The following is a 21224-nucleotide window of genomic DNA, read 5'->3' on the forward strand; positions in this document are numbered from 1 at the left end:
GCTACTGGTCCGTCGCTGCTACTGGATGGTGTCGATGGAGCTTTGCGACGAGCCGAAATCGCCGAGCGTGCGGAACGACAGGTTGAAGCCGATGTTCTGCGACACCTCCTTGGTGTCCAGGTCCCGGGTCTCCGAGAACGTCATCAAATAGGTGAAGCAAGAATCATTATAGGCAAAGCCAACCCCGTCCTTGACCAGGACACTCTGCTCCAGGTCGTAGGTGCCGGTGCCGAAGACGCGCCAGTTCTCGGCAAGATGCGTCGACGCGCCGAGCGTGACTTCGTGGCGATCGGTTTCGAAGCCATAGAGCGGCTGCGCCTGGATGAAGGCATATTTGGCGCTGAGCGAAATCGGCAGGCCGGAATAGGCGGCCTTCACCTCCGCGCGGCGGACCTCGAAGGTCTGCTCGTCCAAACGGCCGCTGATCGAACCGGAGAAGCCGCTGGGGCTATTGAATCCGACGAGGCCGACATAGTCGGAGGTCGAGGTCTCAAGGCCGGAATAGGCGCCGACATTGACCAGATCCGGCGTGGCGAAGGAGTTCTGCCCGCCAAGCTGGTAGGATTGGCCGAACAGCGCGTTGGTGCTCCAGCCATTGTCGTAGGCGCCGGAATAGCGCAGTCCGACATTGGCGCGGCTGCCGCCTTCCATGCGGTCGTAGCCGGAGAACTTGTCGCGTTCGAACAATGTCGTGGCGTCGAAGACGAAACTCTGGGCGTCTTCGTTGGGAACCGCGAGGCCACCGACATATTGCTCGTTTGGACGCACGAAGACTTGCGCCATCGGCTCGAGGATGTGGCTCGAACTTGGCATCGAGAACAGCACCGGCCAGCGCATTTCAAGTCCGGCGGTCGCCATGTAGCGGGCGAGCGAGGTACCCAAATCGTCGCTGACCCCGAGGTTCGTCGCCATCTGGTTGACCGCGGCGAGCGAGCCCGAGGAGGCATTGAGATAGCTGGCATCGCCGCGCAACGCCAGGAGCGGCGTCAGGAGCAGTCCACCATCGGTGGTGAAGGTGCGCTTCCATTCGGCCTCGGCGGTCAGGCGGCCAGATTGCCCCTCGATGCCGCGGACATTGTTGATGGAGGTGGGTATCGCCGAGTCGGCCAGAGCCGTATCCAGCCTGTCGCGGCTGATGGCCCGTGCATTGACATTGAACGACAATTGTCCACCGGCCACGGCCATGTCGGGAATATAGGCGTAGTCGAGCGACGGCAGCACCCAGGGCTGCTTGGCGGCGCGGGCGGTTGGATCGCTGGCGAGTGTGTTTTCCTGGACCTCGAAGCGCATGGCGCGCACGTCGAAATAGTTGCGGCCGTTGAGGCCGGTCAGGTAGATCGAGGACTGGTGAGCATAGTCGTTGAAGTTTTCAATGGCATAAGTACGCGAGAAGTTCTTGTCGGTCTGCAACAGGACGTCCCAGCCGAAGTCCCAGCGCGGATTGATGGCGAACTGGCCCTTCGTGCCCATCATGCCGCGGAACTTGTTGGGGTCGCCGGCAGCGCCAGAATCGACGTTGTGCCCGTTGCTGTCGATGAATTCGTCGGGATCCTGCTGTCGGATGCCGGCGATCTTCAGGCTGTATTGGCCATTGTTGAAACGCTGGCGCCACTCGGCTTCGCCGAGGAAGCCCTGCTTGGTGTAGCCGGAGCCGGTGACGGTGAGGTCGTAGGTCGGCGAGAGCGCAAAATAATAGGGGACTTTGATACCAACGCCGAGGTCGCTCTTGTAAGCGATACCGGGGATCAGGAAGCCGCTCTTGCGCTTGACGGTCGGGTCGGCGATCTCGAAGGCCGGCAGATAGGCCAGCGGAAAGCCGAAGAACTCGAAATTCGAATTCTCGAAGCGAACCGTCTTCTTCTCGCCGTTCCAGATGATCTTCCTGGCCTTGATGCGCCAGGTCGGCGCCTTGTCGGGCTTGTCCTCGCACGGCTCGCAGGCCGTGTACACGCCATTGTGGAACGTCGTCAGCACGCCGCCCATGCGTTCGGCGCTTTCGGCGGCGAAATACGCCTTGTCGACGGTCTCGACACGCAGCGCATTGACGAAACCGTCGGCGAAATCGTCGGTTATGTCGACATGCTGCGAATAGATCTTGGTGCCGTCGCTGTTGACGACCGCGACATTGCCGCTGGCAACCAGGCGCTTGGTGTTGCGGTTGTATTCGACCCGCTGGGCGACGAGGCGGTTGCCGCCATAATCGATCTGGACGCCGCCGACGGCCGTTACCGTGTTGTTGTCGTTGTCATAGACCAGCGTATCGGCAGCCAGCAGCATTTGCGAGCCGGCGGGAACGCTCGCTGCCATGTCGCCGATTTCCTGCGCGGAAACCGGGACATTGACGGGGACGCAGGCAAACAGGCACGCCAAGGCGCTCGCCCCATAGAGGCGTGCCAAACCGGCCTGCCTATGGCTGGGCAAAACCGCTTCCCTCACTAGCCGTCTTCCTTGTACAGCAGGAACGTCACCCCGAAGAACATAGCCACGACAACCGGAACCCATGCAGCCACGGCCGTGGGTACGAATCCCGCTACGCCGAATGCCTTGACCAGCACCGATACGACATAAAGCAGAAACCCGGCCATCACGCCACCCAGAATCATCGTCGCCGATTGCCCCATCCTCGCAAATCGCATTGAAACTGTTGCCGCAATCAGCGTCATGGCGACGAGCAGGAACGGCAGTGCCACCAGCGAATCGAACTGCATGGCAAAGGCATTTGCCTTGAGGCCGAAGGAGCGGGCAACTTCGATTTTGCCGGGCAGGTCATAGAAAGGGATGGTTTCGGGGCGCGCCAGCCGCTCTTGCACAAATTCGGGCTTGAGATTGGTCGCGACCCGGTCGCTCGCCAGCGATTCAATGTTGCCGTCGCGAAACACCTTGACGTCCTGCAACTCCCAGTAACCATCCCGCAAAAAGGCGTGCGCTGCGTCCTTGCGTTCGACGATATCGCCCTGCGGGCTGAGGACGAAGAAGACGGCGTCGGCCATCTCCAGGCCCTGGTTGAGGATCGAGCGCGCACCGATGATTGTGTCGCCCGCGCTGGTTTTCTGCCGGATCCATGGCGCAGCGTCGGCCGACACGGCGTTTGACTTGCCGGAACGGAGCTGGGCCTCGATTTGCTCGGACCAGGAAAAGGCATGCGCGGCGATCGGGTTGATGATCCCCACCGACAGCACACCGAACAGCAGCGCCCCGATGCAGCACGGCAGCAGGAACTGCCATGCCGAAACGCCGGCGGAACGCGCGATGACCAGTTCATATTTGCGATTGAGCGAGACCAGCGTCGCCATCGCCGAGAACAGGCCGACGAACGGCACCGTCTGCAGCATGATCATCGGCATCCTCAGGCCTGAAATGGCAAGCGCCGTCCCGTAGGTGAAGCCCGGCAGGCCGGTCGTGCGGCCGGAAAGCTCGGTGAAATCGATCAGGAACACCAGCGCCAGCAGGCCGATGAAAAACCAGATGGTAATCGTCACGTAGCGGAAGAAGAAGTAGCGACCCAGAGTCCAGCCCATCAGCCGACCTCCTGACCGGAAGTGCCGCGCCTGGCAAAGCGGGCCTTGAAAGCGTTCCAGCCGTCAGTGAAGCGGCTGGCGAAATTCGTCATCCAGTCGGCCCAGGCGACAGGCAGTTCCATGGTCCGGTTGGAGACGATGAACCATATTGCGACCGCGGATGACACGATTGGAACGCCGTAGACCATATAGGCGTATTGCGGAACCTTGTCGGCCTTTCCCGCGGCAAAGAAACCTAGCCAGCGCACGAAAAGCGCAATCGCGATGGCCGTGATCAGAGGATGGACGCGCGCCTCGCGATGCGAGCGCGCATCTCCCGCGACGGCAAGCGCGATCAGCGCGAAAACGAGCGAATAGGACCACTCGGAAAAGCGCTGATTGAGCTCGGCCAGATACCTGTTCGGCCTTTGCTGGTACATCTTGTCGTTGGGGCTCGGGTTGAGCAGGTACTGCGTCGTCCGATCCTTCGGCAAAAGCAGTATGTCCGAGGAAGCCGACATGAAGGCGGACAGATCGAAGGCATAGGAAGTGAAGCGGATGACCGACAGGTCGCCGGTGAGCGTTTCGCGATGGATGACGCCGTCATTCATCATCAGCACCTTCTCGTCGCCGCGTTCGACAATGCTGCCGGTCTTGGCGTAGTAGATGAGGTTGGCGCCTTCCTCACGTGAATCCGCCACAAAGATGCCACCGAGCCGGTTGTCCGGAAGCCGCTCGCCGATCTGCAGGAACAGGCCATCGTCGATCTTGCGAAAAGTGCCTTCCTGGATGATCAGCGACAACAGGTCGGCGCGCGACGACGCCACCAGCTCGCGGTTTTTCTGGCGGGCATAGGGATCGACACCATTGTCGACGGCGAACGAAAAGACGCTGGCTGCCAGCGCCAGAAGCATGATCGGCCTGACGACCGTCCAGCGCGAGGCGCCGGCGGCGTTGATCACCGCCAGTTCCGAATCGGTGTTCATGACGCTGAGCGTCTGGGCGACCGCCACCACCAGGGCGAACGGCACGACGATCGGAACGATCGATGGGATGATCAGCGCCGCGACCTCGAAAAAGGTCAGCGCCGACTGGCCGCTGTCGGTGACGAGGTCGATGCGGGCGAGCACCTGCGTCGTCCACACGATTGCCAGCGTCCAGATGAGCGCCGCGAGGAAGACCGCCAACGCGCGACGCATGATGTAGCGTTCAACGACCTTCATGAAGGCTTTTCTCGATTTTGCCGAACGGCATCATGCCTCCGGACAAGGTAGTCGCCCGGCGGCGCCCGCACAACCGGCTCCATTGGACGGTTCTTTCAAGCGGTTCGATCCGGCTCCCGTCCCACGCCCGTTCAGCGGGTCGCAGTGTCGGCGGCAATGGATAAGAAAAGGCCAACATCGATGGTTAACAAGAGGTTGCGGCAGGAAAGCGGGGCCGGGCCGCGACGAATCGCCCATCGATTCCATGTGCCATATGGGGTGTGATTCCGGCAAAGTCTTGCCAAATGAGGGAAAACGACCAAATGTCGCGCCGACCACGGTTGCGGCCGCCGTGACTATGACAGGTGCAGGTATGGACGTCAGAGAATTGCGCGGTCAAACCGGGGCGGTATCGACCTCGCCCGGCGTGATCGTGATAGGCGCCGGCGCTGCCGGGCTGGCGGCCGCCCATGCGCTAATCGAGGCCGGCGTCCCGACGGTTATCCTGGAAAAGGAAAGCCGGCTCGCCGAACCCTGGCATCGGCGGCACGAACGACTGCACCTCAACACGCATCGCGACCTCTCGGCACTGCCTGGCGTCGGCTATCCCGCCGGCACACCTGCTTTTCCCCACAAAACCGCTGTCATCCGCCATCTGAACGATTTCAGCCGAACACACAGCCTGCCGGTAGAGTTCGACGCGGCCGTCGAGGAGATCGCGTTCAAAGGCGATCATTGGGTTGTCCGGACCAATATCGGCCCCCGGTTGGCGCGCCATGTCGTCATCGCCACCGGGCGCGACCGGCAGCCTTTCATTCCCGCGTGGAAGGGGGCAGGCGCCTTTGCCGGCCGGATCATCCATTCAGCGGATTTTGGCAGAGCCGAGGACTATGTTGGAGAAAAAGTGCTGGTCGTCGGCGCCGGCAATTCGGGCGTCGACGTGCTCAATCATCTTGCTGGTATAGAGACCAGCAATATCTGGCTGTCGGCTCGCAATGGTCCCTCGATCCTGCCTAAGCGCATCGGCAAGATTGCCGTTCACAGGCTTTCGCCGTTCATGGCGCGCCTGCCGTTGTGGCTCGCCGATGCGGCGATGGCCGCGACACAGCGCCTGGTTTTCGGTGACCTGACGAAATTCGGCATGCCGAAAGCGCCCTCGGGAGGCGCGAGCCGCCTGACCTCGGACTACACGGCCATTGCCGCCGACGATGGCGCCGTGCGCGCCATCAAGGGCGGCAAGATCGTAGTGGTGCCGACAGTGCGCGAATTCACCCGCGACGGCGTGATCCTGGGCAATGACAAGCTGATCGCCCCCGATATCGTCATCGCGGCGACAGGCTATCGCACCGGGCTCGAACGCATGGCCGGCAAGCTCGGTGTGCTGGACGGCAACGGCGTGCCGCTTTTCAATGGCGGCGAGACCGACCCGAAACTGCCCGGCCTGTGGTTTACCGGCATGCGGCCAAGCATTCGCGGCTGTTTCGCCAATGCCCGTATCCAAGCCATGGCGATCACGCAGCAGATCGTCGGCCAGGGCTGGTGATTTGCAGCGCGCCGCGATCGTCGCCCGTGAGAGCCCGCAACTGTCATCTCGAAACTGTCATGAGGGATACCAGGGCAAAAACCGGCAAAAAGGTGAACAAAATCAAGGATCGAAAAAGAGGGTGGTTTTTTTGGTCGGAAAACGGGCAAATGTCGTGCATCTTCAACGCGCTCCCCTGAAAACCCAACGCATTTCGCCGAAAGCAGGACATGATGACTTCGAGACCTTCGATCGCCTTCGCCAAATTCGCGGCACCCAAAAAGGGCAGCGTCTTCGTGCTGGTGGCCGACGACAGCAGCCTCGGCGAGGCGGCGAAGGCCTGCGATCCGGCAAAGACCTTGGAGCGGGCGTTTCCGGTGGCCGACTTTTCCGGCAAATTCGCCAGCCTGGTTGAAGTGCTGGCGCCGGAGGGGACATCGCTCGACCGGCTGGTGGCGGTCGGCGTCGGCAAGGTGTCGGGGCTCGACGACTATGGCTGGCTGAAGCTTGGCGGCACCATCGCCGCGTCCCTGCGCAAGGCGGCCGAGGTGGTCGTCGTGCTCGACCTGCCGGGTGAAGCCGGCGGCGGCAGGCAGGCGGCGCAACTTGCCGCTGGCATCCTGCTGCGCAGCTATGCCTTCGACAAATACAAGACGAAAAAGGACAATGGCGACGGCCAGCATGGCGGCAAGAAGGCCGAGCCCAAAAAACCGGTCAAGGTGACCATCCACACCACCGATCCGGCGGCTGCGAAAAGGGCCTTTGCCGACGAGGCGGCGGTGATCGACGGCGTGCTCCTGGCGCGCGATCTGGTCAACGAACCGGCCAACATCCTTGGCCCGGTGGAATTCGCCGCCCGCGCCAGCGAACTGGAAGCGCTCGGCGTCAAGGTCGAGATCCTGGCCGAGAAGGAGATGAAGAAGCTCGGCATGGGCTCGTTGCTCGGCGTCGCGCAAGGCTCGCCGCGCGGCGCCCGCATGGCCGTCATGCAGTGGAACGGCGGCAAGGCCAAGGACAGTCCGGTCGCTTTCGTTGGCAAGGGCGTCACCTTCGACACCGGCGGCAATTCGATGAAGCCGGCCTCCGGCATGGAGGACATGAAGGGCGACATGGGCGGTGCGGCCGCAGTGACCGGACTGATGCATGCGCTGGCCTCACGCAAGGCCAAGGCCAATGTCGTCGGCGTCATCGGACTGGTCGAAAATGCCGTCGACGGCCATGCCCAACGCCCGGGTGACATCGTCACCTCGATGTCCGGCCAGACCATCGAGGTGTTGAACACCGATGCCGAAGGCCGGCTCGTCCTGGCCGATGCGCTGTGGTACTGCAACGACCGTTTCCAGCCGAAATTCATGGTCAATCTGGCGACGCTGACCGGCGCAGTCATGGTCGCGCTCGGCCAGCACTATGCCGGCCTGTTCTCCAACAATGACGAACTGGCGGACAGGCTGACCAACGCCGGGCAGTCGACGCAGGAACGGCTGTGGCGCATGCCTCTCGGCGCCGAGTACGACAAGCTGATCGATTCGAAAAACGCCGACATGAAGAACATTGGCGGCCGCTACGGCGGCGCCATCATCGCGGCGCAATTCCTGCAGCGCTTCGTCAAGGACACGCCTTGGGCGCATCTCGACATCGCCGGCACCGCGATGGGCGCGCCTCCCAGCGAGATCAACCAGTCATGGGGCTCCGGCTTCGGCGTCAGGCTGCTCGACCGGCTGGTGCGCGACAACTACGAGGGGTGAGGTCACTGAAGGCGCAATCATGGCCGAAGTCCTGTTCTATCACCTGACCGAATCGACGCTGGAGGATGCGCTGCCCGGCCTGCTCGAGCGCAGCGTCGATCGCGGTTGGCGTGCCGTGGTGCAGACCGGCACCGAGGAGCGGCGCGACGCGCTGGATCAGCATCTGTGGACGTTCCGGGACGATTCGTTCCTGGCGCATGCGACCGACCGCGAAGCCTATCCCGCCGAGCAGCCGATCCTTCTGACCACCGGTCAGGAAAATCCGAACGAGGCGCAGATCCGCTTCCTCGTCGATGGCGCGCCACCGCCCGAACTTGCCGGCTATGAACGCGCCGTGTTCCTGTTCGACGGCCACGACGCGGCGCAGGTCGAGGCCGCGCGCACCCATTGGAAGACGATGAAGGACGCCGGCCACACAGTGACCTACTGGCAGCAGACGCAGGACCGGCGCTGGGAACGCAAGGCGTGAGGTGCGCCGCCGCTCCCGCCCATATCTCATGGAATGAATGATGCGCTTTCTGTTTCTTCTGATCCTGCTCGCCGGCATTGCCATCGGCATCGCCTATCCCTGGGCGATGAGCAATTTCTCCGGCCATGAGATCGGCACCTGGCGGGTCTATGAGCAGGGCCGGTTCAAGCCGGTGACGGTGCCGCTTGCCGAAAGCGACGCGCCGATCAGGGTGCTGGTCGACCTCACCGCCAGGGCCGAGCGCATCGTCGCCTCGCAACAGCGCACCCTGCTGACATTGACCGCCGCCACCGGCGGCCGGACCGTGCTCGCCTCGACGCTTGCCTTCAACCATTCCGAAAACCCGCGCCAGCCCAGCCCGCAATCGCCGGACAAGATCTTTCGCGATGAAGCGGGCGTGATCCAGACGGTCAGCCCCGGTCCTTATACCTTCACGGCCGGTCCCGGCGACGCCGAGGACATCCCCATGCGCGCCGTGGATCTGGTGCTGCGCGCCGGCGCCGGCGAGGTCGACAGCCGCGCGCAGCCGGTCGGCTTCTCCTTGATGGCGGTCGGCCTGATCGGGCTGGTACTGGCGTTTCGCTTCGGCGGTGGCCGGCCGCAAAACCCGAACTCGCAGCCGCCACCGCCACGCTGGGGCCGCAACGGCTCATCGAGTTAGAGCATGATCCCGAAAAGTGGAATCCGGTTTTCGGAAAAGATCATGCTCAAACAAAAAGATAGGTAGCGGCATGAATTACCGCCACGCCTATCACGCCGGAAACTTCGCCGATGTCGTCAAGCATGTCGTGCTGAGCCGCCTCGTCGAGTATCTGAAGCAGAAGGACAAGGCATTCCGCATCATCGACACCCACGCCGGCATCGGCCGCTACGATCTGTCTTCGACCGAAGCCCACAAGACCGGCGAGTGGCAAGGCGGCATCGGCCGGCTGATCGATGCCCCGCTCGACGCCAAGACTGCGGCGCTGCTGGCTCCTTATCTCGATGTGGTCCGCTCGCTCAATCCGGAGGGCGGACCGGATGGCGGGTTGAAAAAATATCCGGGCTCGCCGCTGATCGCCAGGCAGCTCATGCGCAAGCAGGACCGGCTGTCCGCGGTCGAGCTGCACCAGGACGATGCCGCGAAGCTGAAGGTGCTGTTTGCCGGCGACTTCCAGACACGGGTGATCGAGCTCGATGGCTGGCTGGCGCTTGGCGCGCATCTGCCGCCCAAGGAGAAGCGCGGCCTCGTGCTCATCGATCCGCCCTTCGAGGAGCAGGGCGAGTTCGGCCGGCTCGTCGACGGGCTGCAAAAGGCGCACAAGCGCTGGCCAGGCGGCATCTATGCGCTGTGGTACCCGGTGAAGGACCGCAAGGCGGTGATCGCCTTCAGGAAGGCGCTCAAGCAATCGGGTATCCCGAAGCTGCTCGACATAGACTTCGAGATCAAACCCCCGTCGGCCGAACCCAGCCTCGACGGCAGCGGCATGGTGGTGGTCAACCCGCCATTCACGCTGGAAGGCGAATTGCGCATTGTGCTGCCAGCCCTGCACCGGCTGCTGGTCGTCGAAAAGCCGGCGGACTGGAGGATGGAGTGGCTGGCGGGGGAGTGAACGCCAGCAACCCTTTGTTCATCGACGCCACCGAGATGACTGTGCAACCGCTTGACCGCCGCCGGGCGAATCCGCACAGTGCGCTGAGTCGACCATAAGAGGCTGCCATGACTCGCTTCGCCAGATCCGCCCTTGCCGCATTGATTGCCCTTTGCACACCGCTCGGCACGTCGCTTGGCGTCACACAGGCCGTGCACGCGGCCGACCTTGGCGTCTATTCCGACGACGGCAGCGTCTGCGGCGAGGACTGGGTGCTGAAAAAGATCACCAACCGCTTCAGCTATCAGGTGCATCACGTGCCGCATCTGCCGGATGTCGAAATCGTCGATTTCCAGCGCATTCACCAGCATCGCTATCTGCCGGCCGATGAAACCTGGCCGATCGGCCGCCGCTATTGTGGCGCCACCGTCAGCCTGTCCGACGGCCGCGCCCGCACCATCTGGTATCTGATCGAGGAAGGGCAGGGCTTTGCCTCGATCGGCGACAATGTCGAATTCTGCGTCTCGGGCTTCGACCGCTGGATGGTCTATAACGGCCGCTGCCGCGTCCTGCGCTGAGCGCGGCATTCCTTTTCTAATTCCTCTTTAGCCTGCGGCGACATCGCCGCAGGCTTTCTTTCGGCGTGTTGACAGCCGGTACGATTCTCCGCATAGGTGTGAGACAGACCTGTCTCACCACTGAGTGAATGCCATGATGTCATCGCCCACGCCTGGCAAACGCCAGCATATCGTCGACACCGCTTATGCGCTGTTCAAGCGTGACGGCTTCCACGCCACCGGCATCGACCGGATCATCGCCGAGGCCGACATAGCCAAGATGACGATGTATCGCCATTTCCCGAGCAAGGACGAGTTGATCGTGGAGGTGCTGGAGCATCGCGCCCTGCGTTTCGAGCGCCAGCTCGACCGCCTCGCGCAAGAGGTCGCCACGCCCGAGCAGAAGATTGGAAAAATCTTCGACTGGCACGAGCGCTGGTTCCGCAGCGCCGATTTCCACGGCTGTCTGTTCGCGCATGCGCTGGCCGAATTCGGCGATCCCGGCCATCCGGTGTTCAAGGCTGTTGCCAGGCAGAAGAACGGCTTCAAGCAGCGCATGCAGTCGATCCTCGAGAAGGTGATGGCGCCCAAGCAGGCCGAGAGCGCTGCTGCGGCGCTGCTGATGCTGATAGAGGGTGCGACGCTGATGGCGCAGATGGGGCTGCCCGCCATCGACGATGCCCGCAAGGCGGCCGCCGCCGTCATCGCCAGCGCGCGCACACCGCAATGAGCACGACGGTCATTGCGCTTGCGCTGTTCGCGGCCGTCCTCCATGCGAGCTGGAACGCCTTCCTGCGGACAGGGGCCGACAGGCTGTGGACGGTCACCGTCATGAGTTTTTCCGGCACGCTGGTTGCCATTCCCTTCGCACTTCTCCATGCACCCCCGGCGGCAGCGGCCTGGCCCTATGTCGTGCTCTCGGCCGGCTTGCAGGTCGGCTACAGCGTCTTCCTGGTGGCCGCCTACCGCTACGGTGAACTGGGGCAGGTCTATCCGATCGTGCGCGGCAGCGTGCCGCTGTTGGTCACGCTCGGCGGGTATTTTCTGGCCGGCCAGCAACTCAGTGTGCCGGAGATCCTCGGCGTTGCGCTCGTTGCCGGCGGCATCATGGCGCTTTCACTGGGTAAGGGAAGGGCGTCGACGATTTCGATCCTCTACGCGCTGGCGACGGGCGCGATCATCGCCGCCTATGCGACGGTCGACGCCATCGGCGTTCGCGCTTCACAAGACAGTGGCGCCTATACGGCATGGGTGCTGGTGCTCTACGGCGCCTTGCTGCCGGCGACCTTCGTCGCCTTGCGCGGCAGGCTTGCCGTCGATTTCGGAGCGCCGGAAACCTGGAAGGCGCTGGGCGGCGGACTGTTTGCGCTGCTCGCCTATGGCGTCGTGGTCGCCGCCTTCGCGCTCGGACCGGCCGGCCCGATCACCGCGATCCGGGAAACCAGCGTCGTCTTCGCCGCGTTCATCGGCAGGGTGTTCCTCGGCGAGGCGCTGACGCCAAGGCGCGTCGGTGCCTGCGCTGTCGTCGCGCTCGGCGCCATCTGCCTCGGCTACCGGGCTTGAAGACCAGGGATGGATCCTGAACTGCACGCCGAAACCGAACCCATGGATCGGTTGGGCCGCTGGTTCGCCAGGCTTTGTCAGCGACTTGCGCCAGACAGGTAAGCGCAGATCAGCTCGACGAGCTGCTTCCGCAAATCGGCGGCATCCAGCATGCCCCGGCGCGCTGCGTTATGGATCACGCCCTCGATCGCCGATGACAATACTCGTGCCACGGTCTCGGTGTCTTTCCTGCGCCTGCGATACTGCGCCACGGCGGCAGTGTAGTGTTCGAGATAGCGGGACTGGAATGCGGCATGGGCCGCCCGTGAGCCGCGATCGCCTGGCGCCTCGTCGAGCAGCACCTGGTGCAGCGTCGGGTGGATGCTGTGCGCCGCGATCATGCCGCGCACCAGCTCGCGCGCAAATTGCCTGAGCGGCTTTTCGTCCGCCGCCGCTTCACTGATGACCGACAGCACATGATCGAAATGGCGGCGCCGGATCGCCTCGACCAAGGCGAGCTTGTCGGGGAAATATTGATAGAGCGAGCCGATGCTGACGCCGGCCGCCTCGGCCACCTTGTTTGTGGTGAAGCCGGCCCACCCAAGCTCGCTCAGAATATGAGCACCGGCTTCGATGATTGCTTCGACGGTCGCGATCGAGCGCGCCTGACGCGGCTGCTTGCGCATGCGCGGACGCGATTTTGCAATGCGAGTAGACACGTTTGCTTGTCCCCATGAAAATACGGATATGGAAATATAAACAACATACTCACATTTTCCGGACCGGAAGGAAAACGAATCATGAGCGCCTTGATCTTGCTTCGCGGCCTTTTCGCCTATCAGGCCTGGGCCAGCGACGAACTGCTGGAGAAAATCGCGAGCCTGGATCAGCACGTGCACTATGAGGAACGCCACGCCGCGATACGGCTGATCAATCATTGCCATGTGGTGGCGCGGATTTTTTCGGCGCACCTCGTCGGCGGGAGCCACAGCTATGACGCTGACAACACGGCGGACACGCCGGTGCTCGCCGAATTGCGCGTGGCGGTCGCAGCGTCCGATCGCTGGTACCGCGACTATCTCGAAATCGTCTCACCGGAACAGCTATCGGAACTCGTGCCTTTCGTGTTCACCGATGGTGACAAGGGGTCGATGTCACGCCAAGAAATGTTGATGCATGTTGCTCTCCACGCTAGCTATCATCGTGGCGAGATCGGCCGCATCCTGGTGCAGCTCTCTATCACGCCGCCATGGGACACCTTCGCCGTCCACCTCCATCAGTCCGAGCCTTCACGCCGGCTGCAGGTCGAACCGCTTGGAGCGGCGTGTGTCCCTTTGGATGCGCAAACTGCGCTATAACACTTTGAATATGCTTATTATTTTCATAAGATGAGATCAGTAGGGCAAAAAATGGATTCCGATTTTCGGGCTGATGCACCGGTGCCCGACCGACTGGGGATTGCCAATTTTTCACAACGCCACCTCGACTGCCGAAAGCAAAATCCTGATCTCGAAAAATATGAGCTTTAAGCTCACTTTCGTCGCGCAAGGTGATGCGGCGGCACTCGTCGTGTTGCTTCTGTCCACACCTGTAGTTCGCCGTGTTGGTCAAGACGAAGCGCGCTGCGTTGCAGCTCTTCATGGTCGTCGCGATCAGCAGCCAATGCTTGCGGTGAAGGCCGTTCGAGAAAGTTCCTTCGCTTGTCGAGAAGGCCGACAAAGATAGAGCGCGCGGAATTTCCATCGCAGATCTTCACCACGCAAGCCGAAGATCCCAGATGGATTTCTGCGACAATCCGCATGGTCGTGCGCGTGACGTAACCAAAATTTAAGCTGCGAAAATCATTGTAATGCTTCGCTGGCTAGAAGCACGCGAGTCAGATATGCATGACAAGCCGGGTCACTAATGGCCATCGGCACAACGCAAGGGGCATCGCATGGCTAAGACGTCATCAAAAGCGCCGGCATCCAAGGCACCGGCAAAGAAAGCACCAGTAAAGGCAGCGGCGGCGAAAGCAGCAACTGCGGTTAAGAAAGCAGCACCTGCTGCCAAGCCTAAGGCAAAAGCTGCGCCGGCCAAGAAGCCGGCCGCAAAGGCCGCGGCAAAACCGGCAGTGAAGAAAGCAGCGCCGGCCAAGGCCAAGGCTGCACCGGCAAAGAAGGCCGCACCGGCAAAGAAAGCGGCGCCGGCTAAGAAGCCCGTTGCAAAGGCAGCGGCGAAGCCCGCCGCGAAGAAGGCAGCACCCGCCAAGGCCAAGGCTCCGGCAAAGGCCGCCGCGGCGAAGTCTTCGGCAGCAGTGAAGAAAGCTGCGCCTGCCAAGGCCAAGGCGAAGAAGTAGTCGCGTTTCTTCGCGCGCCGGTGCCGGAACATATGAGGGCGGATACCGTCAAGGTGCCGCGCTCTTTGTTTCGGTATTGATGCGCTCGAAAAGAGGGGCGGAGGTATCTTTCGCAGCTCCCAGGACTTCGCCACGGGGCGAAGTCCGGTGGGGCTTTTTTGTTGTGTCTCGACGGCGGATCGCGCTCACGATTGATGTCGCCTCTGGCAGCCGTTTTTTTTCGCTGCTGGCCGTTGCCTCGTCAAAGGCGATCGGTAAAACGCACTGTCCACAAACAGGAAACCGATCATGCCAAAGCTGCTTTATGCGTCCACGTCCCCCTATAGCTCCAAGGTGCGCATGGCGGCGCTTTATGCAGGCATCGCCATCGACCTCGTGCCCGTCAAGACCGAGGACAAGCCGGCCGAGCTGACCGGCGCCAATCCGCTTGGCAAGATCCCGGTGCTGGTGCTGGACGATGGCCGCTCGATCCACGACAGCCGCGCCATTACCCAGCACCTCAACCGGGTGTCGAAGAACGCGCTGTTGCCGCGCAATCCCGACAAGCGTCTCGATGCTGAAGTGCTGGAGGCGCTAGCCGACGGCATCTGCGACTGCGCGCTGTCGATGGTCTACGAGCGGCGCACCCGCCCTGAGGACATGGTCTATCAGCCCTGGCTCGACCGCCAGTGGGCAAAGATCACCGCGGCACTCGATCTGCTCAACGCCAATCCGCCGAAGCTGCCGAAGAAGATCACCACCGGCCAGATAGCGCTGCGCGCCTGCCTCGGTTATCTCTCGCTGCGCTTTGCCGGAAAATGGGAGAAGGGCCGCAGCCGGCTGATCCGCTGGGCGGCGCGTTTTGATGAGAAGTTTCCGGAATTGAAGCCGGCGATTCCAGGCTAAGCACATCCTGCGACCGGTTTGTTGCCGTCTCGCACAAAGTTCTCGAAACCGGCAAGCTCTTGGGCTACAACGGTTTCCAGCAACGCCTGTGTGAACCCTGCAATGACCAAGACTGATGACGACAGCCCTAATGGCGGACGCAGCGCGCTGTTTGCGCCGCCTGGCGATGCGTCGGGGGCGGAACCGGTTTCGCGTCCGCGCAAGGCGCTGCTGTCCTCCTCCATGGTCGGCTCGACCAATCGCGGCCGCGTGCTGCAGGCGCTGTTCGATCTCGGCCCCACCAGCCGCGCCGAGCTGGCGCGGCTTGCGGGCGTCAATCGCACCACCATTTCCGGCATCGTGCAGCCGCTGATCGACGATCAGGTGTTGATCGAGAGCGACCCGATCCCCGCCAATCCTGGCGGCGGCAAGCCGGCGCGGCCGCTGTGGTTCTCGCCCAATGCCCGTCCGATCTGCGGCGTGCTTTTGATGCCGGACGCGGTCCATGCCTGCGTGGCGACGCTCGACGGCAAAATCGAGGCGGAGCGCAAGATGGCGTTGCCGGACGGCAGGGGACCGGTCGGGCCGATCATCGAGACCATCGCCGAATGCGTCGGCGACACACTCGCCAAGGCGCGGCGCACGCCTTTCGGCATCGGTGTCGGCGTCGGCGGCATGGTCGATACCGATCGCGGCTCGATCGTCACCGTCAACCTGGCGCCGGCGCTCGACCGCTATCCGCTCGCCGACGAACTCGGCCGCCGCTTCGGCCTGCCGGTCAAGCTCGACCACCATCCGCGCGCCTTGCTGGTCGGCGACCGCTGGTTCGGCGCCGGGCGCGGCGTCAGGCAGTTCGCTGTCGTCTATACCGGTGAAGTGCTCGGCGGCGCGTTCTTTTTCGATGGTCATCTCTATCGCGGCACCGCCGGGGCAGGGGGCGAACTCGGCCACACTTTCGTACAACTCGACGGCGAGCTTTGCCGCTGCGGCCGGCGCGGCTGCTGGGACACCATCGCCACACTGAGCTGGCTGCGGCGCGAGGCCAGCCGAGCGGCTCTGCCCGAGCCCGAGCTGATCGATTCGGCTCGCCTCGTCGACATGGCGCAGCACCAGTTGCCGGGGGCGGCCGAGCTGCTCGACCGCTACGCCCGCAACGTCGCCGTCGGCATCGCCAATCTGCAGCAGACGGTGGCGCCCAACATCTTCATCCTGCATGGCGATGTCGTGCTCGGCGGCGACCGGCTGCTCGGCGCGATCGCCGGCCATGTCCGCGCCATGGTCCCGGCCCGGCCCGGCGGTGTGATCGAATTCATCGCCGGCGATGCTGGTGACGGTGCTGCGTTGCTCGGCGCGGCAGGACTGGTGATCTCGGAGCTGCTGCAACTGCCGATTTAGGCCTTCCCTTCTCCCCTTGTGGGAGAAGGTGGATCGGCGCGCAGCGCCGAGACGGATGAGGGGTGCTGGAAGAAACGCCGCGGGGAAAGATCGAGGGATTTTAAGCGGTTAGTTCTTGAAGGCAGCGATCCGTCCAACACCCCTCATCCGACCGAGCTCCGCTCGGCCACCTTCTCCCACAAGGGGAGAAGGGGAAGTCAACGCCGCGCCGCCTACCGCCCCACCAGCCCCGGATAGCTCTGAAACCACGGCTGCATGCGCTCGAACCGCGCCGCCATATTGAGCACACTCGCATCTGCGTGCCGTCGCCCGATGATCTGCAAGCCGACGGGCAGGCCCTGCGCCGTCAGCCCGGCCGGCACCGAGGTCGCGGGATGGCCTGTGTAGTTGATCGGATAGGTCATGCACCATCCAATCAGCGGATCGACCGCCTCGCCATTGATTGACGTCGGTCCGATCGTGTTGCCGTCGGTCGCATTTTTGACCGGTGGAATGGCCAGCGTCGGCGAGACGATCAGGTCATGGGTTTCAAGCAGATCCTGAAGGCCGTCAAAGACGCCGGTGCGCAGCAGGTCGTCGAGTGTGTGCTCGACCGCCGACACTTTGTAGGCGCCCTCCAGCATGGCGAGGAACTGCGGCGTCAGCACCGCCGCGTGCTCGCCCATCAGGTCGATGCCTTCCTGTTTCCAGTACACGGCGATCGCCGCATAGTGGATCGAGATTGTGCGCACCCAGAGCGCCGCCAGTTCCTTGTGGTCCGCCTTGAAATCGGGTTCGACCTCATCGACCTCGATGCCGTTCCGGCGCATGGCATCGACCGCATCGGCAACAACCGCGGCGACATCGGGGTGGACCGGGAAGTTGCCGAGGCGCGGGCTGTAGGCGACCCGCAGCTTTCGCGCCGGCCCGCTGACGGCGCCGACATAGTCGACGCCGTCGTCCGGCAGGCTGAGCGGGTCGCGACTGTGCGGTCCGGCCATGACCTTGGTCATCAGCGCCGCGTCGGCAACGGTTCGGGCCAGCGGTCCGATATGGACCAGCGGATGCCCCCACAGGAAGCCGTCGGGACGCGTCACCGAGGGGATGCGGCCGAAGGAAGGCTTGAAGCCGACGGTGCCGCTGAACGAGGCCGGAATGCGCACCGAGCCGCCGCCATCCGTGCCTTGCGCCAGCGCCGCCATGCCGTCTGCCACCGCCGCAGCGCTCCCGCCCGACGAGCCGCCGGAATTGTAGCCGATCGCAAAAGGCGTGCTGGTCGGCCCGAAGCGCAGATTGTCGGTGATGCCCTTGTGGCCGAACTCGGGCGTGTTGGTCTTGCCGAGCACGATGGCGCCGGCATCGAGCAGGCGCTCGACCGCCGTCGCGCTGTCTTTGGGCACCCGGTTGTGCACCGCCCGCGAACCCATCGAGGTCGGCACGCCGGCGAGATCGTCGAGATCCTTGATGCCGACCGGCACGCCATGCAGCGGCCCGAGCGGAACGCCTGCCATCACGGCCTTTTCGGCGACGCGGGCGGCATCTATCGCTTCGTCGCCGAGCACCAGCGTATAGGCGTTGACGACCGGATTGCGCGCCTCGATGCGGCGCAGATACGCCTCCGTCACCTCGACCGGCGACAGGTCGCGGCGCCGGATGCGCTCGGCCAGTTCGGTGGCCGGCAGGAAACAGAGCTGGTCGTCTGCAGAAGTCATGGAAGTCATTCCGTCTTGTTGGGTTCTATTTGATGAACACTGGATTTGCCGAGCCGCCCGTGCCCTTGCTGACCTTGGCCGGGCTCACGCAGTAGAAACCTTCGTAGCGGCGATCCTCGGCGCAGTCGGCGGCCAGCGCGTCTAGCGACGCCATTTCGGTGAAGACTATGCCGAGATTGCGCATCAGTGCTGCGTGCAGCACCAGCATCAGGCCTGTTTTCGGCTCGTAGGTGGTCTCATTGGCCAGCGTATCGGTGACCAGGTTCGGGATCTGCATCTCGTCGAACCAGCGCACCAGTTCTAGGCTGAAGGTCAGGCCCGGTTCCCAATAATCGTCGCCAACGCTCCCCGCCGCCAGCGCGCCGACCCAGCCGGTGCGGACAAGCAGGATGCTGCGCGGCAGGATGTCGACGCCTTGCGCCCGCGCGCATTCCATCAGGTCGTGATGCGTAAAGGTCTCGGCGCGCTCCAGCGCCGGCTTGCCGCGGAAGCGGGCGACGTCGAGCAGCACGCCGCGGCCGACGATGCCGCGCTCGGCGATCGGCATGATGCCGGCCCTGGTCATGCCGCCATTGGTGCTGCTGGCTGGGAATCCGTTCCACAGCTTGTCGTCGAACCACATGTGGCCGAGCGCGTCGCAATGCGTGCCGGCCTGGGCGAAGCCGGTGACATAGTCGTCGGCGAATTCGAGACCGCCGGCGAGCGGCTGCCAATGGCCATTCACGAAGCCGGCCTTGTCGGCAACCATGAAATGCTTGGCCGGCCAGCGGCCGGGAAACACCGGGTCGCCCTCGTGGGTGGCGATCGGCACGCCGAGCGTGAAGGTGCGGCCGTCGCGCGCCGCCGAGAGCCCGCGCTTGACCTCGTCCGATGTCAGGTAGTTGAGCGCGCCGATCTCGTCGTCGGCGCCCCAATGGCCCCAGCGGTTGGGCGCATCGGCCAGCAGCCGGTTGAGCGTCATTGCGTCGGTTGCCCTCATGCGCCGGCCTCCAGCGCGGTGGCGCGGGCCGGCATCGCCTCCTTGGCGCCGGTGATGTAGGCGACCACCTCTTCCATGTTGGTGGCGGCGCTCGGAAGATCGGCGGCCTTGCGGCCCCGGCGCATCACTACAACGCGGTTGCAGACCTGCCAGAGGTGATCGAGATTGTGGGTGACCATGACGATGGTCAGCCCCTTGGCGCCGAGCCTCCTGATGAGGTCGAGCACCTCGCGCGATTCGCGCACGCCGAGTGCCGCCGTCGGCTCGTCGAGCAACAGCAGCTTATGTCCCCAGAAAGCGCCGCGCGCGATCGCCACCAACTGGCGCTGGCCACCCGACATGCGCTCGACCGTCTTTGAGCGCACGCCGGGGATGTCGATGTGCAATTCATCGAGACCCTTGATCGCGGTGTCGCCCATCGATTTCAGGCGGATCCAGCGCAGCAGGGCAGGGCCGCGGCCGAGCGCGAGCTCGCGCCCGAGGAAAAAATTCTCGGCGGCAGTGAAGGTGCCGATCAGCGACAGATCCTGATAGACCGTCTCGATGCCGAGCCGCTGCGCCTCGGCGGGCGGCGACAGTCTTCGCGGCTGGCCTTCCAAGATCACCTCGCCGGACGTCGGATCATGCGCGCCGGCCAGGATCTTGATCAGCGTCGACTTGCCGGCGCCATTGTCGCCGACCAGGCCGACGATGTCGCCCTTGGCAATATCCAGCGAAACATCGTCCAGCGCCTGGATGCCGCCGAAGCTTCGGCAGATGTGGCGGAGCGAAAGCAGCGTTGATTGTGCCATCTCGCTCACCCCCGTCCGTAGCGGCGGCCGATGCCGCCGAGCGCCACGGCGACGACGAGCAGGCAACCGGTGAACAGGAACTGGGTGAAGATCGGCGCACCGATCATGGCAAGCCCATTGTTGCCGACCGCGACCGTCAGCACGCCGATCAAGGTGCCTAAGATGTGAAACTGACCTTCCCTGAGCGCCGCCGAACCGAGGAAGGCGGCCGAGAACGAGGTCAGCATGAAGCCGTCGCCTGCCGTCACCTGGCCGGAGCCGAGATTGGAAGCCATCAGCACGCCGCCGATGGCAGCACAGGTGCTGGCGATGGCGAAGGCGACGATGCGGCTGCGATCGACTGCGACACCGGCACGGCGCGCCGATTCCGGGCTGACGCCGATCGCCTTGATGTGCTGGCCCTGCACCGTCCGGTTGAGGATGACCCATAGCAGCGCCAGCACCACAGCCATGATGATGACCAGATGCGGCACCCCTGCGATGCGGCCAATGGCGATATTGGTGAATTCCCGGCTCTGCGTAAGTTGCAGCGGAATCCCGCCCGAATAGGCGTAGTTCAGCCCGACGACGATGGTGCCGGTGCCGAGCGTGGCGATAAAGGCGTTCACGCCGATCTTGGACACGACGATGCCGTTGACGATGCCGATCAGCGTGCCGAGGCCGACGACAAGGACGATGGCGAGCGGGATCGACAGCCCGCTGAAGCTCAACAACCCGACGACGAGCAGCCCGCAGAAACTCGCGACATAGCCGATGCTGAGGTCGAAATCGCCGGCCACCAGCGGCACGGTGAGGCCGGCGGCGACAATGGTGCCGATCGCCATGTCATTGATGATATTGCGAAAATTCCCGATCGTGGCGAAGGTTCCCGGTTGCAGGACCGAGAAGATCAGCAGCATCGAGCCCAATACGATGATGGTGCCGTAGGTGCCGAGCAGGCGCATCAGCATGGCGCGCCGTTCGCGCGCGCCGGGTGACGGATATCCGGCTTGCGTTGACGGCAAGGCGCGGGGCACCTCTGCCGGAGCGGAGGTTTCAGGCAGTGAATGGTCAGCTTGCAT

At 63.5% G+C, this 21224-nt stretch carries 21 protein-coding genes; 11 read left to right on the plus strand and 10 right to left on the minus strand.

The features are described 5' to 3' along the window. Positions 1 to 18 precede the first annotated feature (18 nt). From C9427_RS26850 to lptF, 3 genes are read right to left on the minus strand one after another with little or no spacing between them, the layout of a single operon-like run. Positions 19 to 2436, minus strand: coding sequence for an LPS-assembly protein LptD (locus C9427_RS26850; RefSeq protein WP_167434497.1), 2418 nt, complete (start codon positions 2434 to 2436; stop codon positions 19 to 21). After that, positions 2436 to 3521, minus strand: coding sequence for an LPS export ABC transporter permease LptG (gene lptG, locus C9427_RS26855; protein ID WP_208636425.1), 1086 nt, complete (start codon positions 3519 to 3521; stop codon positions 2436 to 2438). Before lptG ends, C9427_RS26850 begins: the two co-directional genes overlap by 1 nt. Continuing rightward, positions 3518 to 4720 carry an LPS export ABC transporter permease LptF gene (lptF, locus tag C9427_RS26860; protein ID WP_107652084.1) on the minus strand — a complete coding sequence of 401 codons (1203 nt, stop codon included), beginning with the start codon at positions 4718 to 4720 and terminating at the stop codon, positions 3518 to 3520. The genes lptG and lptF overlap by 4 nt, the downstream gene beginning before the upstream one ends. 352 nt (positions 4721 to 5072) lie before the next feature. On the opposite strand from lptF, the gene C9427_RS26865 reads away from it, so the two are divergent. From C9427_RS26865 to C9427_RS26900, 8 genes are all read left to right on the plus strand, one after another. Continuing rightward, positions 5073 to 6242: a flavin-containing monooxygenase gene (locus C9427_RS26865; protein ID WP_107652085.1), complete on the plus strand. Its 1170-nt coding sequence runs from the start codon at positions 5073 to 5075 to the stop codon at positions 6240 to 6242. Between the two features lie 212 nt (positions 6243 to 6454). Then, positions 6455 to 7966, plus strand: a complete 1512-nt coding sequence (locus C9427_RS26870; RefSeq protein WP_107652170.1) for a leucyl aminopeptidase — start codon at positions 6455 to 6457, stop codon at positions 7964 to 7966. 19 nt (positions 7967 to 7985) lie between these two features. Then, a complete protein-coding gene (locus C9427_RS26875; RefSeq protein ID WP_107652086.1) occupies positions 7986 to 8435 on the plus strand; it encodes a DNA polymerase III subunit chi in 450 nt (149 codons plus the stop codon). Positions 8436 to 8475: 40 nt separating this feature from the next. Then, a complete protein-coding gene (locus tag C9427_RS26880) occupies positions 8476 to 9096 on the plus strand; it encodes a hypothetical protein (protein WP_107652171.1) in 621 nt (206 codons plus the stop codon). 70 nt (positions 9097 to 9166) lie between these two features. Then, positions 9167 to 10027 carry a 23S rRNA (adenine(2030)-N(6))-methyltransferase RlmJ gene (locus C9427_RS26885; protein WP_107652087.1) on the plus strand — a complete coding sequence of 287 codons (861 nt, stop codon included), beginning with the start codon at positions 9167 to 9169 and terminating at the stop codon, positions 10025 to 10027. Between the two features lie 107 nt (positions 10028 to 10134). Further along, positions 10135 to 10584: a hypothetical protein gene (locus C9427_RS26890; protein WP_097573361.1), complete on the plus strand. Its 450-nt coding sequence runs from the start codon at positions 10135 to 10137 to the stop codon at positions 10582 to 10584. Between the two features lie 133 nt (positions 10585 to 10717). Next, positions 10718 to 11293, plus strand: a complete 576-nt coding sequence (locus C9427_RS26895; protein WP_107652088.1) for a TetR/AcrR family transcriptional regulator — start codon at positions 10718 to 10720, stop codon at positions 11291 to 11293. Further along, positions 11290 to 12126 carry a DMT family transporter gene (locus tag C9427_RS26900; RefSeq protein ID WP_107652089.1) on the plus strand — a complete coding sequence of 279 codons (837 nt, stop codon included), beginning with the start codon at positions 11290 to 11292 and terminating at the stop codon, positions 12124 to 12126. The genes C9427_RS26895 and C9427_RS26900 overlap by 4 nt, the downstream gene beginning before the upstream one ends. Positions 12127 to 12203: 77 nt before the next feature. On the opposite strand, the gene C9427_RS26905 is transcribed toward C9427_RS26900, so the two are convergent. Next, positions 12204 to 12791 carry a TetR/AcrR family transcriptional regulator gene (locus C9427_RS26905; RefSeq protein ID WP_107652090.1) on the minus strand — a complete coding sequence of 196 codons (588 nt, stop codon included), beginning with the start codon at positions 12789 to 12791 and terminating at the stop codon, positions 12204 to 12206. A 114-nt stretch (positions 12792 to 12905) separates the two neighbouring features. On the opposite strand from C9427_RS26905, the gene C9427_RS26910 reads away from it, so the two are divergent. Further along, positions 12906 to 13463 (plus strand): DinB family protein, encoded by a 558-nt coding sequence (locus C9427_RS26910; RefSeq protein WP_107652091.1) that lies wholly within the window; start codon positions 12906 to 12908, stop codon positions 13461 to 13463. A 173-nt stretch (positions 13464 to 13636) separates the two neighbouring features. Here C9427_RS26910 and C9427_RS33895 read toward each other — a convergent pair whose 3' ends face one another. Then, entirely contained in the window at positions 13637 to 13906 is a 270-nt protein-coding gene (locus tag C9427_RS33895; RefSeq protein WP_146172599.1) for a hypothetical protein, read from the minus strand. Between the two features lie 101 nt (positions 13907 to 14007). Then, positions 14008 to 14577: a hypothetical protein gene (locus C9427_RS34480; RefSeq protein ID WP_208636424.1), complete on the minus strand. Its 570-nt coding sequence runs from the start codon at positions 14575 to 14577 to the stop codon at positions 14008 to 14010. A gap of 154 nt (positions 14578 to 14731) precedes the next feature. Between C9427_RS34480 and C9427_RS26920 the strand changes: the two genes are divergently transcribed. Both C9427_RS26920 and C9427_RS26925 read left to right on the plus strand, forming a co-directional pair. After that, positions 14732 to 15328 carry a glutathione S-transferase family protein gene (locus tag C9427_RS26920; RefSeq protein WP_107652093.1) on the plus strand — a complete coding sequence of 199 codons (597 nt, stop codon included), beginning with the start codon at positions 14732 to 14734 and terminating at the stop codon, positions 15326 to 15328. A 102-nt stretch (positions 15329 to 15430) separates the two neighbouring features. Continuing rightward, entirely contained in the window at positions 15431 to 16702 is a 1272-nt protein-coding gene (locus C9427_RS26925) for an ROK family protein (RefSeq protein WP_107652094.1), read from the plus strand. A 212-nt stretch (positions 16703 to 16914) separates the two neighbouring features. On the opposite strand, the gene C9427_RS26930 is transcribed toward C9427_RS26925, so the two are convergent. The 4 genes from C9427_RS26930 to C9427_RS26945 are packed head-to-tail and all read right to left on the minus strand — an operon-like array spanning position 16915 to position 21224. Further along, the gene (locus C9427_RS26930) at positions 16915 to 18393 is read right to left on the minus strand and encodes an amidase (RefSeq protein WP_107652172.1); all 1479 of its coding nucleotides are present in this window, start codon (positions 18391 to 18393) and stop codon (positions 16915 to 16917) included. Between the two features lie 25 nt (positions 18394 to 18418). Then, on the minus strand, positions 18419 to 19372 hold the full coding sequence (locus tag C9427_RS26935; protein WP_107652095.1) for a cyclase family protein: 954 nt from the start codon (positions 19370 to 19372) through the stop codon (positions 18419 to 18421). After that, positions 19369 to 20163 (minus strand): ATP-binding cassette domain-containing protein, encoded by a 795-nt coding sequence (locus C9427_RS26940; RefSeq protein WP_107652096.1) that lies wholly within the window; start codon positions 20161 to 20163, stop codon positions 19369 to 19371. Before C9427_RS26940 ends, C9427_RS26935 begins: the two co-directional genes overlap by 4 nt. 5 nt (positions 20164 to 20168) lie before the next feature. Beyond that, positions 20169 to 21224, minus strand: a complete 1056-nt coding sequence (locus C9427_RS26945; RefSeq protein ID WP_245437183.1) for an ABC transporter permease — start codon at positions 21222 to 21224, stop codon at positions 20169 to 20171.

It is taken from the genome of Mesorhizobium helmanticense (assembly GCF_003034915.1).
GTDB lineage: Bacteria > Pseudomonadota > Alphaproteobacteria > Rhizobiales > Rhizobiaceae > Mesorhizobium > Mesorhizobium helmanticense.

Excerpts from the sequence above, each read along its gene's own strand:
- C9427_RS26920 (WP_107652093.1), top strand. The coding sequence starts at position 14,732 with ATGCCAAAGCTGCTTTATGCGTCCACGTCCCCCTATAGCTCCAAGGTG.
- C9427_RS26930 (WP_107652172.1), bottom strand. The coding sequence starts at position 18,393 with ATGACTTCTGCAGACGACCAGCTCTGTTTCCTGCCGGCCACCGAACTG.
- lptF (WP_107652084.1), bottom strand. The coding sequence starts at position 4,720 with ATGAAGGTCGTTGAACGCTACATCATGCGTCGCGCGTTGGCGGTCTTC.
- C9427_RS26880 (WP_107652171.1), top strand. The coding sequence starts at position 8,476 with ATGCGCTTTCTGTTTCTTCTGATCCTGCTCGCCGGCATTGCCATCGGC.
- C9427_RS26890 (WP_097573361.1), top strand. The coding sequence starts at position 10,135 with ATGACTCGCTTCGCCAGATCCGCCCTTGCCGCATTGATTGCCCTTTGC.
- C9427_RS26935 (WP_107652095.1), bottom strand. The coding sequence starts at position 19,372 with ATGAGGGCAACCGACGCAATGACGCTCAACCGGCTGCTGGCCGATGCG.
- C9427_RS26870 (WP_107652170.1), top strand. The coding sequence starts at position 6,455 with ATGACTTCGAGACCTTCGATCGCCTTCGCCAAATTCGCGGCACCCAAA.
- C9427_RS26910 (WP_107652091.1), top strand. The coding sequence starts at position 12,906 with ATGAGCGCCTTGATCTTGCTTCGCGGCCTTTTCGCCTATCAGGCCTGG.
- C9427_RS26945 (WP_245437183.1), bottom strand. The coding sequence starts at position 21,224 with ATGCAAGCTGACCATTCACTGCCTGAAACCTCCGCTCCGGCAGAGGTG.
- C9427_RS26900 (WP_107652089.1), top strand. The coding sequence starts at position 11,290 with ATGAGCACGACGGTCATTGCGCTTGCGCTGTTCGCGGCCGTCCTCCAT.
- C9427_RS26865 (WP_107652085.1), top strand. The coding sequence starts at position 5,073 with ATGGACGTCAGAGAATTGCGCGGTCAAACCGGGGCGGTATCGACCTCG.
- C9427_RS26875 (WP_107652086.1), top strand. The coding sequence starts at position 7,986 with ATGGCCGAAGTCCTGTTCTATCACCTGACCGAATCGACGCTGGAGGAT.
- C9427_RS26895 (WP_107652088.1), top strand. The coding sequence starts at position 10,718 with ATGATGTCATCGCCCACGCCTGGCAAACGCCAGCATATCGTCGACACC.
- C9427_RS26940 (WP_107652096.1), bottom strand. The coding sequence starts at position 20,163 with ATGGCACAATCAACGCTGCTTTCGCTCCGCCACATCTGCCGAAGCTTC.
- C9427_RS26925 (WP_107652094.1), top strand. The coding sequence starts at position 15,431 with ATGACCAAGACTGATGACGACAGCCCTAATGGCGGACGCAGCGCGCTG.
- C9427_RS26905 (WP_107652090.1), bottom strand. The coding sequence starts at position 12,791 with ATGCGCAAGCAGCCGCGTCAGGCGCGCTCGATCGCGACCGTCGAAGCA.
- C9427_RS33895 (WP_146172599.1), bottom strand. The coding sequence starts at position 13,906 with ATGCGGATTGTCGCAGAAATCCATCTGGGATCTTCGGCTTGCGTGGTG.
- C9427_RS26885 (WP_107652087.1), top strand. The coding sequence starts at position 9,167 with ATGAATTACCGCCACGCCTATCACGCCGGAAACTTCGCCGATGTCGTC.